The sequence below is a fragment of the Pseudomonas migulae NBRC 103157 genome, from assembly GCF_002091715.1.
GTDB classification, from domain to species: domain Bacteria; phylum Pseudomonadota; class Gammaproteobacteria; order Pseudomonadales; family Pseudomonadaceae; genus Aquipseudomonas; species Aquipseudomonas migulae_A.
Window position 1 is genome coordinate 1 of record NZ_BDAG01000069.1, and the last position, 15,263, is coordinate 15,263.

Consider the following 15,263-nt stretch of genomic DNA (forward strand, 5'->3'; position numbering starts at 1 on the left):
GGGGGGGGCGCGGTGTTACAGGAGTTCAAAACTCTGCTGCGTCACATCCTGGGAATCGAGGCCGATCTGCACGTTGAACTTGCCTGGCTCCGCCGCGTACTTGAGCTGGGCATTGAAGAACTTCAGGTCATCTTCGGTGATGGTGAAGTGCACGACTTTCTGTTCGCCGGCCTTGAGCATGATTTTCTGGAAGTTCTTCAATTCCTTCAGCGGCCGGATCATCGAGCCGGTCACGTCCTGGATGTACAACTGCACCACGGTTTCGCCGTCACGCTTGCCGGTGTTTTTCACCGTGACGCTGGCGTCGAGCTTGCCGGTCTTGTTCAGCGTGGTCGAGGACAACGCCATGTCGGTCAGGCTGAAATCGGTGTAGCTCAGACCGAAGCCGAACGGGAACAGGGGGCCGGTGGTGTCATCGAAGTACTGCGAGGTGTAGTTGCCCGGTTTGCCCGGCGTGAACGGCCGGCCAATGCTCAGGTGGTTGTAGTAGGTCGGAATCTGGCCCACCGAACGCGGGAAGGTGATCGGCAGTTTGCCCGACGGGTTGTAGTCGCCGAACAGCACGTCGGCGATGGCGTTGCCGCCTTCGGTGCCGCTGAACCAGGTTTCCAGAATCGCGTCGGCCTGTTCCTTCTCCTGGAGAATCGACAGTGGTCGACCGTTCATCAGCACCAGCACCAGCGGTTTGCCGGTGGCTTTCAAGGCGCGGATCAGCTCACGCTGGTTTTCCGGGATGTTCAGGTCAGTGCGGCTCGACGATTCGTGGGACATGCCACGGGACTCGCCCACCGCGGCCACCACCACATCGGCATCCTTGGCGGCCTTCACCGCTTCGTCGATCAGCACTTGCGCCGAACGCGGATCGTCCACCACTTCCGGGGCGTCGAAGTTAAGGAAATTCAGGTAATCCAGCACCTTCTTGTCGCTGGTGATGTTGGCGCCACGGGCGTAGATCAGCGTCGATTGCGCGCCGAGTGCGCTGGTCATGCCGTCGAACAGCGTCACCGATTGCGCAGGTCTGCCGGCGGCGGCCCAACTGCCCATCATGTCGATCGGTGCCTTGGCCAATGGGCCGACCAGCATGATCTTCGCGGTTTTCTTCAGCGGCAGGGTTTCGCCCTGGTTCTTCAGCAACACCAGGCTGCGGCGCGCAACGTCGCGGGCTTCGGCGCGGTGCAGGCGGCTCTCGGCGTAAGTGTCGGCCGGATCATCTTCAGCCTTGCCGATGCGCAGGTAGGGGTCCTTGAACAGGCCCATGTCGTACTTGGCGCCGAGCACTTCGCGCACGGCATTGTCGATGTCGCTTTGCTCGATTTCGCCGGCCTTCAGCAGACCGGGCAGTTCTTTGCCGTACAGGGTGTCGTTCATGCTCATGTCGATGCCGGCCTTGATCGCCAGCTTCGCGGCTTCGCGACCATCAGCGGCAACGCCGTGCTTGATCAGCTCGAAAATCGCCCCGTGGTCGCTGACCGCCAGGCCTTTGAAGCCCCATTCCTTGCGCAGCAGGTCATTCATCAGCCAGGTGTTGGCCGTGGCCGGCACGCCGTTGATCGAGTTCAACGCAACCATGACGCCGCCAGCACCGGCGTCAATCGCGGCGCGGTACGGCGGCAGGTAGTCCTGGTACATCTTGACCGGGCTCATGTCGACGACGTTGTAGTCGCGACCGCCCTCGACCGCGCCGTACAAGGCAAAGTGCTTGACGCTGGCCATGATGCTGTCGGCCGCGTTCGCGCCAGTCCCCTGGAAAGCCTTGACCATCACGCCGGCGATGCGCGACACCAGATAGGTGTCTTCGCCGAAACCTTCGGAGGTGCGGCCCCAACGCGGGTCGCGGGAGATGTCGACCATCGGCGCGAAGGTGATGTCCAGGCTGTCTGCTGCGGCTTCCTTGGCGGCGATGCGCCCGGACAGGCCAATGGCGTCCATGTCCCAGCTCGACGCCAGCGCAATCGGGATCGGGAAAATGGTGCGGTGGCCGTGGATCACGTCATAGGCGAAGAACATCGGGATCTTCAACCGGCTGCGCATCGCCGCGTCCTGCATCGGACGGTTTTCCGGGCGAGTGATCGAGTTGAACGTACCGCCGATGTTACCGGCGGCGATTTCCTTGCGGATCAGCTCCCGGGGCATTTCCGGGCCGATGCTGATCAGGCGCAACTGGCCGATCTTTTCATCGAGGGTCATCTGCTTCATCAGGTTGCTGATGAAAGCGTCCTTGTTCTCCAGAGGTGCGGGCGTCGTGGCGGCCAATACGGTATGACTGGCCAGGCTGACGAACAGGCCCAGCAAACACAGCTTCTTCATGAATGGTTTTCTCTAAAGCCTAAACGGCAGTGAATACGCGCCGGTCAGCCAAAATTTAGGGAGCGACTATTGTTGTTCAGGTAAATGCAGCACACTTCTGCGTGTTTTTTGCGCTGGGGCATCTTTTAGCCCATTGGCTCGATGCAATCCAGTGGCGGCGGCAGATTATGCCCCAAGAGGCGGTCCAGAAGGTCGCTGGTTGTTTTTCAACGGAATTGAAGGGAGCGTCAAACCAGATGAATGTACGACACCACACTCGGTCGAGCCTGCACGTCGCAGCCTTGATGTTGCTGACCACGTTGCTGGCCGGTTGCGGCATCAACAATATTCCGACCCTTGACGAACAGGCCAAGGCAGCCTGGGGCCAGGTGCAGAACCAGTACCAGCGCCGCGCCGACCTGATCCCCAATCTGGTGGAAACCGTCAAGGGCTATGCCAAACACGAAGAAGAAACCCTGACCGCGGTGATCGAAGCGCGGGCCAAGGCCACTTCGATCCAGGTGGATGCCAACACCCTCGACGATCCCGAGAAGCTCAAACAGTTCCAGCAAGCGCAGGATCAACTGACCGGTGCCTTGAGCCGTTTGATGGTGGTCTCTGAGCGCTATCCGGACCTCAAGGCCAACCAGAATTTCCTGGCGTTGCAATCGCAGCTGGAAGGCACCGAGAATCGCATCGCGGTGGCGCGTCGTGATTTCATCCTCGCGGTGCAGAAGTACAACACCGAAATCCGTACTTTCCCGGGGCGCTTGTGGCACACCGTGATGTACAGCGATCTGCCGATCCGTGAAACCTTCGAAGCTACCAGCCCCGGCGCCGAAAAAGCGCCTGAAGTGAAGTTCTGATCACCCTGTAGGAACAAACGTGTTGATGCTGGTACACGGATGAGGTTGCCAATGCGCGTGTTGAAAGTGGGCCTGGTGCTGTTGCTCTGGGTGTTTGCCCTGACAGCCCGGGCCGAGCTGAAATTTCCGGAGCTGACCGGGCGGGTGGTGGATAACGCCCAAATGATCGAACCCTCGGTGCGCGAGCAGTTGACGCAACAGCTCAATGCCCATGAAAAAGCCACCGGTGAACAATTGGTGGTCGTGACGTTGCCGGACCTGCAGGGCACCGACATTGCAGACTTCGGCTATCAGCTCGGTCGCTACTGGGGCATCGGGCAGAAGGACAAGAACAACGGCGCGCTGTTGATCGTCGCTCGCGATGAGCGCAGGTTGCGGATCGAAGTCGGTTATGGCCTGGAAGATCGCCTGACCGATGCGCAGAGTTCGGTGATCATCAACCAGGTGATCACTCCGGCGTTCAAGACCGGCAACTTCAGCAAGGGCATCAGCGACGGGGTCGCGGCGATGCTGGTGGTGTTGGGCGGCAGTCCGCTGGATGAACCGTCGACGGTGTACGACTCCGGCGGCAATCAGGAGAGTGACTTCGTTTCGCGGCATCCCGGGGTGTTTGTGTTCCTGGTGTTGCTGTTCATCCTGACGATATTTGTGTTGCAGATGTTCGGGATTCTGCCGGCGGGCCGAGGTGGCTCGGGTGGTTCCAGTGGCGGTTTTGGCGGCGGTGGTTTTGGTGGCGGCGGTGGAGGTGGTGGCTTCAGCGGCGGCGGGGGCAGTTTCGGGGGCGGCGGTTCTTCGGGCGGCTGGTGAACACCCTTCAGATAATAACAATGGCGAGCGGGCACTTTTAGACATGGCACTACTGACTGAACACGAACAACGCAAAGTTGCCGAGGCAATCGCCCGGGTCGAACGCGACACCGACGCCGAACTGGTGACCGTGCTCGCAGCCCGCGCCGACGACTATGCGTACATCCCGCTGCTGTGGGCCAGTTTGCTGGCGCTGGTGGTGCCGGGTGTCGTGCATTACCTGACTGGCTGGCTGACCATGCACAGCTTGTTGCTGGTGCAATGGGGCACTTTCATCGTGTTGTGCCTGGTGTTCCGCATTCCCAAAGTCACCACGCACCTGATCCCGCGCTCGGTGCGTCACTGGCGCGCCTCGAACCTGGCGCGTCGGCAGTTTCTGGAGCAGAACCTGCACCACACCGTGGGCAGCACCGGCATGCTGATTTTCGTCTGCGAGGCCGAGCGTTATGTGGAAATTCTGGTGGACGAAGGGATTTCCAAGCGGCTGGACAACAAGAACTGGGACGCGATTGTTGCGGCGTTCACCCAGCAGGTGAAACAGGGGCAGACGTTGCAGGGGTTTGTGACGTGTGTTGAAGCGTGCGGCGAGTTGCTCAAGGTGCACGTGCCGGTAACGCACGTGAGGAATGAATTGCCGAATCGGTTGGTGGTGCTGGGCTGATTCAACCTTCTGGAGTTGATACACCTTCTGTGGGTGAGAGGGCTTTTGTGGCGAGGGGACTTGTCCCCGTTCGGCTGCGAAGCAGTCGCATATCCAGTTTGCACGGTGTAACTGAAAGAATGCAGGGGGCCGCTTCGCGACCCAACGGGGACAAGTCCCTTCGCCACAGAGAACCTGGCTTGCCTGAGGGTTCGCACCTATCGGTAAACACAGAGAGCTCGGCTTGCCTGAGGATTTGCACCGTTCGGTAAATAACTGCGTGTCCCGAACGGCCATCCCCCCTAAAATACCCGCCATTCCCGATTCGCTCCGCCCGAGGCCGTTTTTTTCATGTCCGTCACCGCCACTCCCGCCAGCCTCGCGCCGGATCACCACGCCCAGTTCATCGACCTGCTGCAAACCAGCCTCGACGCCAACGCCTTCATCAAGCTGGTGCTGGCCAAGTACGTTGGCACCGAAGCGGATCTGCAGCGGCTGATCATCAAGCAACTGACCGTCAAGGATCAGCCTTGCCTGTCCTTCGTCTACCGCTACAAGACCCGCGACATCACCAAGAACCTGCCGCTGGCCGAGGGCGTGGCGACCATCGCCGCGTTGTTGCCGGCCTCGTTCAAGAATGCGCATTTGTTGTCGCTGACCGATGAAGCCCAGCTCGAATACAGCAAAAAGGGCAAGTCTTCGCTGTTCAAGAGCAAACCTCAGCAATTGCGTGAGGTACCGTCCGCGGAGCACAACCGTGAGAAGAATCGCTTTCTCGACCTGAGTCGTCCGTTCCTCGCCGACCTTGGTGTGACGAACAGCAAGCACGAGCTGATCCCGGCGATGTCGCGCAAGTGGAAGCAGATCAACAAGTTCATCGAGGTTTTCAGCCATGCGCTGACCACTTCGCCGCTGGCGCTGGACAAACCGGTGCGGGTCGCGGATTTCGGTTCGGGCAAGGGCTACCTGACGTTCGCGATCCACGATTACCTGCGCAATACCTTGAACGCCGAAGGCGAAGTGACCGGCGTCGAGCTGCGTGAAGACATGGTCACCCTGTGCAACGCCGCTGCCGCGAAGCTGGAACATCCGGGCCTGGTGTTCAAGTGCGGTGACGTGCGCAGCGTGGCGCCGAGCGAGCTGGACGTGATGATCGCGCTGCACGCCTGCGACATTGCCACGGACTATGCGATCCACACCGGCATTCGTTCCGGCGCCTCGATCATCATGTGCTCGCCGTGCTGCCACAAGCAGATCCGCCTGCAAATCCAGAGCCCGGCGCTGCTCAAGCCGATGCTGCAATACGGTCTGCATCTGGGGCAGCAAGCGGAAATGGTCACCGACAGTTTGCGTGCGTTGTTCCTTGAAGCCTGCGGTTATGAAACCAAGGTGTTCGAGTTCATCTCACTGGACCACACCAACAAGAACAAGATGATCCTGGCGGTCAAACGTGCCGAGCCGGTGGACCCGGCTCAGTTGTTGGTGAAGATTCAGGAGCTGAAGGATTTCTATCAGATTACCGAGCACTGCCTCGAAACCCTGCTCCGAGCCGACAATTACCTGTAGGAGCCGGCTTGCTGGCGATGGCATCACCGCGGTCGGTCAGATGCACCGCGGTGACGCCATCGCCAGCAAGCCGGCTCCTACAGAGTGATGCAGTGGCAATGGGTTCGGGATTGACCAAGGTCATGCCGTTGCAATGCGGGCCGGTTTGACCGCGGTTTTGCGGCCCAGCATCACCGTCACAATCACCCCGGCAGCAAACAGCCAGGTGATCGGCTCGATATGTTCACCAAAGAACAACGCCGAGAACGCGATGGTGAAGAAGATCTGCAACAGCTGGATCTGACTGACCCGGGCGATGCCGCCCATCGCCAAGCCGGCGTACCAGGCAAAGAATCCAATGAACTGCGAGAACAGCGAGACGTAACCAAACGCCCACCAGGTCTTGGCCGAAATCTCGCCCTGATGTTGCAGTGCCAGGTACAACACGGGCCCGATCAACAGCGGCGTCGACAGCACCAGCGCCCAGCAGATCACCTGCCAGCCGCCCATCTCCTTGGCCAGGCGACCGCCCTCGGCATAACCCAGGCCGCCCACGGCAATCGCGCCGAGCATCAGCAAATCACCGGCCTGAATGCTGCCGGCGCCGCTGATCAGCGCGTAACCCAGCACCAGCGCACTGCCCAGCGCGGCACAGGCCCAGAAGGCTTTCGACGGTCGTTCGTGGGACAACCATGCGGCGTACAACGCCACGCAAAGCGGTTGCAGGCCGTTGACCAAAGCGCCGTGGGACGCGGGCAAGGTCTGCATCGCCCAAGCAGATAAAACCGGGAAGCCGAGGATCACCCCGGCGATCACCAGCGTCAGGCCTTTGATCTGTTTCCAGGTCGGCCATTTTTCCCGGCGCCACAGCAACAATATCGCCGCCGGAATCGCCGCGAACAGCGCACGGCCCAAGCCGTTGAGCAGCGGATGGAGTTCCTGCACGACAATTCGTGTGAAGGGCAGGGTGAGGCTGAAGATGACGACGCCGAGCAGGCCGAGGGCCATGCCGGTGTTTTCGCGGGTGGACATGATGGGGGACCGGAATCGAGGATGATGGGAAAGTGTCTTCATCTAGCCATAAAGCAGGCAGGCTGCGGTGCTACAGCTAAGCGCAGAGTTATCCGTACAGTTGCGAGTAATGCTCGCAACGTAGGAGTTGCCGAAGGCTGCGATCTTTTCATCCGCCGCGCCACAAATCCGATGTGCTCCATTCCAGGATCAAAAGATCGTCCGAACGCGGCCCGAGCCTTCGGCAGCTCCTACAGTTAATCGGCGTAGTAGTCCGGTATTACCTGTCACGCAGATTAAGGACTACCTTGAATACTCTTACGTATTTCCCAGAGGAGTCCTCCCCATGGCTGCCAAGAAAATCCTGATGCTGGTCGGCGATTACGTCGAAGACTATGAAGTGATGGTGCCGTTCCAGGCACTGCTGATGGTCGGTCACACGGTGCATGCCGTCTGCCCGGACAAATCCGCTGGCCAGACCGTGCGCACGGCGATCCATGACTTCGAAGGCGACCAGACCTACAGTGAAAAACCCGGCCACCTGTTTGCCCTGAACTTCGATTTCGCCAAGGTTGCCGAAGCCGACTACGACGCACTGTTGATCCCCGGTGGTCGGGCGCCGGAGTACCTGCGCCTGAACGAAAAAGTCCTGGACCTGGTGCGCGCCTTCGACAAGGCCGGCAAGCCGATCGCCGCCGTGTGTCACGGTGCGCAATTGCTGGCAGCGGCAGGCGTTCTTGAAGGCCGCGAGTGCAGCGCTTATCCGGCCTGCGCGCCGGAAGTGCGCCTGGCGGGCGGCACGTTCATCGATATCCCGGTGACGCAAGGTCACGTTCAAGGCAATCTGGCCACTGCTCCGGCCTGGCCGGCCCACCCGAGCTGGCTCGCCGGTTTCCTCGGCTTGCTGGGCACCAAAATCACGCTGTAACGAGGGACGATTCCATGTGCGAGCTCTACGTCAAAGCCGATCCGATTCTCTACGAATCGCGCTCCCGCTCGCTGCGCATCTGCGGGGTGGTCACCACTCTGCGCCTGGAGAATCAGTTCTGGGACATCCTCAGCGAAATCGCCGGGGTCGACGGCATGACCACCAACCAGTTGATCGCCAAGCTGTATGAAGAGGTGATGGATTACCGTGGGGAAGTGGTGAATTTTGCTTCGTTTTTGCGGGTGAGTTGTACGCGGTATTTGAGTCAGCGGCGGGTGCAGGCGCCGGAGTTGTCGGTGGTACGCGCGGCTGCGAAGTAGCACAAGCCGTGTTGCTACATTCGCGAGCAAACCCACGCCCACATTTGATCGCATTCCAAATGTGGGAGCGGGCTTGCTCGCGAAGGTGTCCGTACAGGCGACAAAAATACAGGGCTGGTCTTTACTCTGAAGCGCGAAACCTCTCAATCGCCAAGGAGAAAGAGCATGTCTGGATGGTATGAGTTAAGCAAAACCAGCAACGGCCAGTTTCGCTTCGTGCTGAAAGCGGCGAATGCCGAAACCATTCTGACCAGCGAGCACTACACCACCCGCAGCGCTGCCGAAGGCGGCATAGCCTCGGTGCAGAAGAACAGCCCGCTGGATGAACGCTACGAGAAAAAGACCACCAAGGACGGTCAGCCGTACTTCAACCTCAAGGCCGGCAACCACGAGATTATCGGCAACAGCGAAACCTATTCCTCTGATGCCGCGCGGGACAAAGGCATCGCGAGTGTGAAGGCCAACGGTCCGACGACGGTGATCAAGGACAAGACGTTGCCGGTGCTCTAAAAAACAACACCATCCCCCCTGTAGGAGCCGGCTTGCTGGCGATGGTGTGTCAGCAACCTATGCGTCGACTGACACACCATCGCCAGCAAGCCGGCTCCTACAAGGGTTTCGCGCAGGTTTCCGGATCAGCGCAATGCTTTCAGCAAGGTTTGTAGCTGATTGACGCCAGCCTCACCCAACGGAAACACCGGCAACCGCGGGTCGCCCACTTCCAGCCCGGTCGCGCGCAAGCCCGCCTTGATGGTCGCTGGCAAGCCGCCCTTCAAAATGAAATCCAGCAGCGGCAACTGGCGATAGAACAGGTCACGCGCCTTGCTCAAATCGTTGGCCAACACCGCTTCATACAGATCCAGATTGAGCTGCGGGATCAGGTTCGGCGCCGCCGTGCACCAGCCCTTTGCACCCGCCGCGAAGGCTTCCAGTGCCAGCGGATTGCAGCCGTTATAGAACGGCACCTGACCTTCACCGAGCCGTTGCAGTTGGTGCATGCGCTGGATGTCGCCGGTGCTCTCCTTGACCATGGTCACGTTGTCCACGGTATTGACGATGCGCAGGATCAGGTCGACCGACATGTCGGTGCCACTGGTGGCCGGGTTGTTGTAGAGCATGATCGGTACGCCAATGCTGTCGCCGATGGCGCGGTAGTGGGCGAGGATTTCCGCTTCGCTGAGTTTCCAGTAGGAGGTCGGCAGCACCATCACCACATCGGCGCCATGGGCTTCGGCGAAGCGTGCGCGGCGCACGGCTTTGGCGGTGGTCAGGTCGGACACGCTGACTACGGTCGGCACGCGTTTGGCCACGTGCCTGATGCTGAATTCGGCGACCTGATCCCACTCTGCGTCGCTCAGGTAAGCGCCTTCGCCGGTGCTGCCAAGCGGCGCGATCGAGTGGACGCCGCCGTCGATCAGGCGGTCGATGGAACGCCCGAGCGCGTCGAGATCAACGCCTTCGCCATTGGCGGTGAACGGGGTGATGGTGTAGCCGATGATGCCGTGAATCGTTGGGGTCGACATGGCGACGCTCCTCTTCAAAGTGTGTGGGTTCAGTTCAGGCAATCGGCGTGTTGACGCAGGTTTTGCCGAGCGTAGTAGTTGAAAGCGGCGCCATGGCGCTTGGGTTTCGAGATCCAGTCATGGGCTTCGCGGCCCAACTCCGGGATGATCGGCTTGATGGTCCCGGCACTCATCGCCAGCAATTGCAGCTTGGCGGCGCGTTCGATCAATTGCGCGATGACACAGGCTTCCTCGATGGTCGCGCCCGTCGACAACTGGCCGTGGTGTGAAAGCAGGATCGCCCGTTTGTCGCCGAGTGCACCGGCAATCAGTTCGCCTTCTTCGTTACCGACCGGCACACCCGGCCAGCCTTCGAGAAACGCACAATCGTCGTAGAGCGGGCAGAGGTCCATGTGGGAAATCTGCAGTGGCACTTCCAGCATCGACAGCGCCGCGACGTGGGTCGGGTGCGTGTGAATGATGCAGTTCACGTCCGGGCGGGCGCGGTAGACCCAACTGTGGAAACGATTGGCCGGGTTGGGCATGCCGTGGCCTTCAAGCACTTCCAGGTCTTCGTTGACCAGCAGCAGGTTGCTCGCGGTGATCTCGTCGAAACCCAGGCCCAGTTGTTGAGTGTAGTAAGTGCCAGGCTGCGGGCCGCGGGCGGTGATTTGCCCGGCCAGACCGGAGTCGTGACCATTCTCGAACAAAATCCGGCAGGTCAGTGCCAGCTTTTGCCGGTCGGTCCACGTATTATCCGCCAGGGTACTTTGCATCTGGGTCAACGCTTGCTTGACCAGTTGCTCTTTGGGTAGTGCTAAGGTCTTGGCCATATCGGTGTCCTTGGGTGGCTTCATGCAAATGACACTAAAGAGGCTATATGACACTTTGTGTCATTGGCAAGGACAAATCGTCGCCTCCTTGATGGATTAATCGTTCTACATGTCTATCCGTTTGAAATTACTGAGAAAAAAACTTGGCGTGACGCTTGAGGCCCTGGCCGAAAAATCCGGCATGACCAAGAGCTATCTGTCGAAAGTCGAGCGCGGGTTGAACACGCCGTCGATTGCCGCTGCGCTGAAACTGGCCAGGGCGCTGAACGTGAAGGTCGAGGAGTTGTTCTCCGAAGACAACGTCAGCCTCGACAGCTTCAGCCTGGTGCGCAGCCACGAGCGTCAATCCCTGGCGGCCAACGATGAAAGCCCCGGCTATGCGGTGCTGGCGCATCAGGTCAGTGAGCGCAGCTTGTTGCCGTTCATCATCTACCCGCCGTTTGAATTCGCGGACAAAACCTTCAAGGAACACCTGGGGGAGGAGTTTCTGTTCGTCCATGAAGGACGGGTGGAAGTGGATTTCATGAACGAGCGCGTGCTGCTCGATCGCGGTGATGCGCTGCACTTCAATGCACAGAAACCGCATCGGATCCGGTCGGTGGGCGAGGTCAAGGCGCAGTTGCTGGTGGTGGTGCATAGCAGCGAGGAATGAGATCGCTGGGGTTTTGTGGCAAGGGGGCAAGCCCCCTCGCCACAGGTCATGCGTTTGCTTTAGTCCTCGACGGGAACGGTCAGCTTCGGACTCCCCAACGCATGTGTCTTCGAATCAAAAAACCGCAATTCTGATCCGGTCCCTTCAAACACCTTCGCGTAATGCCGCTTCTGATGCTGGATAAACGCCTTGCTGCGCGGATAAATCGACACCGCCACCACCTTCGGTTTTGCCTGACGCAATGCATGAACGATGTGGCTGTCCTGCTCGCCCAGCGCGTGGCCAAAGACACACAACCCCTCGCCATGCCCCAATAACTGGTCATAGCAAAACGACAAGTAATCCGAACTGCGAATAGTCTTGAGCTTGTCCGCGCTCGGCCCTTCGTTCACAAACAGCGGCACGTCATCCAGCGTCTTGATCGTGTTGTTGATCGCAAAACTGCCCAGCAACGTGCCCTCGGTCGACATCAGTTTGCGCGCCGTGCCGTCCTGATTACGCACCAGGTGCAAACCGCCGTGCAGGTACAGCAAGCGGGTTTTGTCGGTCGCCGTGGCGCTCAAGTCAAAACCCGGTTCAGCGCCGTGGAACAGGTCGGTAATGGCGTCCGGCTGGTGCTGGATCGCCCAATAATTGAGTAAGTCGTAGTTGGTGGTGAACACCGTCCGGTAACGCCCCAGTTCCTGACTGATCGTCGCCAGCGTCGAGGGCACCACCAGTCGCCAAGGGATGTGCACCGCGTGCACGGTGTTGATCAGCGCTTCCTTGATCGCGTAGTAGCGATTGCGCGGCGCAGCGGAGCTGACGGCCAGGGCCTTGTTCACGCGGCTGGTGGTTTTCAGCGCGCCCAGCACCTGCTCGAAACTGCGTGTCTGCATTGCGTCGAACACACTCAGCTCTGACTGGCTCAGCGGCTTTTCTTCGACAGTGCGGGCGTTTTCGAACAGCGAGTCGTAGCCGAAATCGTCCCACACCGCACGGCTGGCGCCGTTGCCCACCAGCAGGCCGCTGATCGAGGCGGTGGTGCGCAAGGCGTTCCAGTCTTCAAGTTGGGCATCGACATCCTGGAAATCGGTCATTGCGGTCGTTGTCTCAAAAAAGCAAAAGGTCGGATGGGCGGCGACTTTATCACGACCCGGACTTGAGCCAGATCAACATCCGGTGCGATCGATGGGTTGATCCTGCGGGTGTCCGCTGGATCGGCACTATCGGTTCGGCCCCCGCCAGGAGATTCACCCATGAGCAGCACATTTTTCATCCCCCCGGTAAACATCATGGGCATCGGTTGCCTTGACGAAGCCATGGACGCGATTGGCAAGTACCGTTTTCGCAAGGCGCTGATCGTCACCGACATGGGGCTGGCCAAGGCCGGCGTGGCGTCAATGATTGCCGAGAAACTGGCGATGCAGGACATCGACTCGGTGATCTTCGACGGTGCCAAGCCTAATCCGAGTATCGCCAACGTCGAGAGGGGCCTGGGCCTGCTCAAGGAAAGCCGCTGTGATTTCGTCGTGTCGCTGGGCGGTGGCTCGCCCCACGACTGCGCCAAGGGCATCGCGTTGTGTGCAACCAACGGCGGGCAGATCCGCGATTACGAAGGCGTCGATCAATCCGAGAAGCCGCAATTGCCGCTGATCGCCATCAACACCACCGCCGGCACGGCCAGCGAGATGACGCGTTTCTGCATCATCACCGACGAATCGCGCCACGTGAAAATGGCCATCGTCGACCGCAACGTCACGCCGCTGTTGTCGGTCAACGACCCGGCGCTGATGGTCGCCATGCCCAAAAGCCTGACGGCAGCCACCGGCATGGACGCGCTGACCCACGCCATCGAAGCCTACGTGTCCACCGCCGCCAACCCGATCACCGATGCCTGCGCGCTCAAGGCCATGACCTTGATCAGTCAGAACCTGCGCCTGGCCGTGCGCGACGGCAGCGACATGGCCGCACGGGAGAACATGGCGTACGCGCAATTCCTCGCGGGCATGGCGTTCAACAATGCGTCCCTGGGCTATGTCCACGCCATGGCTCACCAGTTGGGCGGTTTCTATGACCTGCCCCATGGCGTGTGCAACGCCGTGCTGCTGCCGCATGTGCAAAGCTTCAACGCGGTGGTCTGCGCCGCTCGACTGACGGATGTAGCCCATGCGATGGGTGCCGACATCCGCGGTTTCAGCCCGGAAGAGGGTGCCCAGGCGGCCATCGCGGCGATTCGTAGCCTGGCCAGAGACGTTGAGATTCCCGCCGGACTGCGTGAACTCGGTGTCCGGCTCAACGACATCCCGACCCTCGCCACCAACGCCCTGAAAGACGCGTGCGGCGTGACCAATCCTCGGGCAGCGGATCAACGGCAGATCGAGGAGATTTTCCGCAGCGCGTTCTAGGCGGTTTTACGGCCGGGCGCGAGCCTCACGCAGAGCATCGCGCCCAAGGCCAGCAATGTGCATAACAGTGATAGCGGCCATGCCTGCTGGCTGGCGATCAGACTGGCGATACCACCAATGACAGCCGCCATCAGTTGATGAATGAACCCGCTCAGCGCCATCGCATAAGCACCGCCGACCGGCGAACCGTCGTTGGCCAGCGACAGGCTGATCGGGTAATTCAACGACTGGCCGAACACCGCAACGCAGTAGGGCAACCAGAACAGCAGGGCAATCGAAGTGCCGGCGATGCTCCCCAGCAACATCACCGCGCTGCCGGCCAGCACCAGCCCCACACCCGCCGTCATCAACCGACGCTGACCGGTGCGCAGCACCAGACCATTGACCCCCAATGCCCCCAGGAAATAGGCCGCGCTGATTGGCCAACCCAATAATCCGTACTCCACAGCCGACCAGTTGAACGGTCCTTGCAGAATCAACGGCGCCGCGGTGTTGAACGCGATGATCACCCCATAACCCAGCCCGCCAGTGAGTGCCGGAAGCAGGAAGGCTCGATCACGCAGAATGCGCCAGTAGCTGGGCCACGCCGCCGACTGAACATGGTCTTCCTCCCGCACCGGGAACGTGACCCGGGCTACGACCATCGCCAGTAACAGACTGACACTGCCCAGCAGGTAGAAAATCGCCGGCCAGCCCAAAGTGACCTGGATAATCGACCCTAGATACTGGCCAATCCCCAGCGCCACCACGAAAGAAATTGAAATCCAGGACAGTGCCTTGGCCAGCAAGTCCCCCCGAAAACTGTCGCGGATCAACACCCGTGCCATGACCGAAATCCCGCTGGCGCCAATGCCCTGAACCAGTCTGAAAAACAGAAAGGATTCCAGCGTCTGGCCCAAGGGCAGTGCAAGGTTGCCCAACCCATAAATACCAAGCGCCGCAAGCAGCACTGGTTTTCGACCGATGCGCTGACCCAGGCTGCCCCAGAACAACATCGGCAGCGCCATGCCGATCAGGTACACCGCCAACCCCCAGGAAACCTGCGAAGCGTCGGCGGACAGATGCCGAGACATTTCCGGCAGCGCCGGCAGGTAAATGCTCATGCCCAGCTGCGCGAGAAAAACGGTGCTGCAGGTGACGAGGAGGGTGGTGCTGCTCTTCATGGAAAGCCTTGGGGTGTTTTTCAGTCAGGTGTTTTGATTGCGGCAAGACTATACCGAGGCAACCGGTCGAGGACGAATCGTCCACGGTTTTGTGTTGCCAGACCTGAATGGCGATATCCTCCCGACACGGCCAAACCGAAAACATCGAGCCCACGGCGCTGTATGTCATCGCGGTCTGCGCGCTGGTCGCGATTGCGCTGTTGTAAACCGCGCACGCTCGACAAGCTCTGAAACCTGCGACATCAGAAAAACCGCTTTCGCGAGCAAGCCCGCTCCCACAGGGACAGCGCCAGACAAGACTTATGTGTCCGCGCCGATCCAAT

The 15,263-nt window shown here is 60.1% G+C and carries 15 protein-coding genes; 9 read left to right on the top strand and 6 right to left on the bottom strand.

Annotated features, from left to right (window positions below):
* Nucleotides 1-15 precede the first annotated feature (15 nt).
* Nucleotides 16-2,307 (bottom strand): beta-glucosidase BglX, encoded by a 2,292-nt coding sequence (gene bglX / locus PMI01S_RS29740; protein WP_084323750.1) that lies wholly within the window; start codon nt 2,305-2,307, stop codon nt 16-18.
* A 236-nt stretch (nt 2,308-2,543) separates the two neighbouring features.
* On the opposite strand from bglX, the gene PMI01S_RS29745 reads away from it, so the two are divergent.
* The 4 genes from PMI01S_RS29745 to PMI01S_RS29760 all read left to right on the top strand — a co-directional run bounded on the left by PMI01S_RS29745 (nt 2,544) and on the right by PMI01S_RS29760 (nt 6,165).
* Entirely contained in the window at nt 2,544-3,152 is a 609-nt protein-coding gene (locus PMI01S_RS29745; RefSeq protein WP_084323751.1) for a LemA family protein, read from the top strand.
* A 51-nt stretch (nt 3,153-3,203) separates the two neighbouring features.
* Nucleotides 3,204-3,959, top strand: coding sequence for a TPM domain-containing protein (locus PMI01S_RS32245; protein ID WP_084323752.1), 756 nt, complete (start codon nt 3,204-3,206; stop codon nt 3,957-3,959).
* Between the two features lie 43 nt (nt 3,960-4,002).
* On the top strand, nt 4,003-4,620 hold the full coding sequence (locus PMI01S_RS29755) for a TPM domain-containing protein (RefSeq protein ID WP_084323753.1): 618 nt from the start codon (nt 4,003-4,005) through the stop codon (nt 4,618-4,620).
* Nucleotides 4,621-4,950: 330 nt separating this feature from the next.
* Nucleotides 4,951-6,165, top strand: coding sequence for a class I SAM-dependent methyltransferase (locus PMI01S_RS29760; RefSeq protein ID WP_084323754.1), 1,215 nt, complete (start codon nt 4,951-4,953; stop codon nt 6,163-6,165).
* Nucleotides 6,166-6,285: 120 nt separating this feature from the next.
* Here PMI01S_RS29760 and PMI01S_RS29765 read toward each other — a convergent pair whose 3' ends face one another.
* Nucleotides 6,286-7,176 carry a DMT family transporter gene (locus PMI01S_RS29765; protein WP_084323755.1) on the bottom strand — a complete coding sequence of 297 codons (891 nt, stop codon included), beginning with the start codon at nt 7,174-7,176 and terminating at the stop codon, nt 6,286-6,288.
* A gap of 325 nt (nt 7,177-7,501) precedes the next feature.
* Between PMI01S_RS29765 and PMI01S_RS29770 the strand changes: the two genes are divergently transcribed.
* The 3 genes from PMI01S_RS29770 to PMI01S_RS29780 all read left to right on the top strand — a co-directional run bounded on the left by PMI01S_RS29770 (nt 7,502) and on the right by PMI01S_RS29780 (nt 8,913).
* Complete coding sequence (locus PMI01S_RS29770; protein ID WP_084323756.1) at nt 7,502-8,083, top strand: DJ-1/PfpI family protein; 582 nt, start codon at nt 7,502-7,504, stop codon at nt 8,081-8,083.
* A gap of 14 nt (nt 8,084-8,097) precedes the next feature.
* The gene (locus tag PMI01S_RS29775) at nt 8,098-8,403 is read left to right on the top strand and encodes a ribbon-helix-helix domain-containing protein (RefSeq protein WP_084323757.1); all 306 of its coding nucleotides are present in this window, start codon (nt 8,098-8,100) and stop codon (nt 8,401-8,403) included.
* 165 nt (nt 8,404-8,568) lie between these two features.
* Nucleotides 8,569-8,913, top strand: a complete 345-nt coding sequence (locus tag PMI01S_RS29780; RefSeq protein WP_084323758.1) for a YegP family protein — start codon at nt 8,569-8,571, stop codon at nt 8,911-8,913.
* A gap of 125 nt (nt 8,914-9,038) precedes the next feature.
* Here the strand turns inward: PMI01S_RS29780 and PMI01S_RS29785 are convergent, their stop codons facing one another.
* Nucleotides 9,039-9,926, bottom strand: coding sequence for a dihydrodipicolinate synthase family protein (locus PMI01S_RS29785; protein WP_084323759.1), 888 nt, complete (start codon nt 9,924-9,926; stop codon nt 9,039-9,041).
* A 29-nt stretch (nt 9,927-9,955) separates the two neighbouring features.
* On the bottom strand, nt 9,956-10,738 hold the full coding sequence (locus PMI01S_RS29790) for an aldolase (protein WP_084323760.1): 783 nt from the start codon (nt 10,736-10,738) through the stop codon (nt 9,956-9,958).
* Nucleotides 10,739-10,847: 109 nt separating this feature from the next.
* On the opposite strand from PMI01S_RS29790, the gene PMI01S_RS29795 reads away from it, so the two are divergent.
* Nucleotides 10,848-11,390, top strand: a complete 543-nt coding sequence (locus PMI01S_RS29795; RefSeq protein ID WP_084323761.1) for a helix-turn-helix domain-containing protein — start codon at nt 10,848-10,850, stop codon at nt 11,388-11,390.
* Nucleotides 11,391-11,449: 59 nt separating this feature from the next.
* On the opposite strand, the gene PMI01S_RS29800 is transcribed toward PMI01S_RS29795, so the two are convergent.
* Complete coding sequence (locus PMI01S_RS29800) at nt 11,450-12,469, bottom strand: DUF4917 family protein (RefSeq protein WP_084323762.1); 1,020 nt, start codon at nt 12,467-12,469, stop codon at nt 11,450-11,452.
* A 159-nt stretch (nt 12,470-12,628) separates the two neighbouring features.
* Between PMI01S_RS29800 and yiaY the strand changes: the two genes are divergently transcribed.
* Nucleotides 12,629-13,777, top strand: a complete 1,149-nt coding sequence (gene yiaY / locus PMI01S_RS29805) for an L-threonine dehydrogenase (RefSeq protein ID WP_084323763.1) — start codon at nt 12,629-12,631, stop codon at nt 13,775-13,777.
* Here the strand turns inward: yiaY and PMI01S_RS29810 are convergent.
* A complete protein-coding gene (locus PMI01S_RS29810; protein ID WP_084323764.1) occupies nt 13,774-14,940 on the bottom strand; it encodes a multidrug effflux MFS transporter in 1,167 nt (388 codons plus the stop codon). The two genes, yiaY and PMI01S_RS29810, sit on opposite strands and share 4 nt — an antisense overlap.
* Between the last annotated feature and the right edge of the window lie 323 nt (nt 14,941-15,263).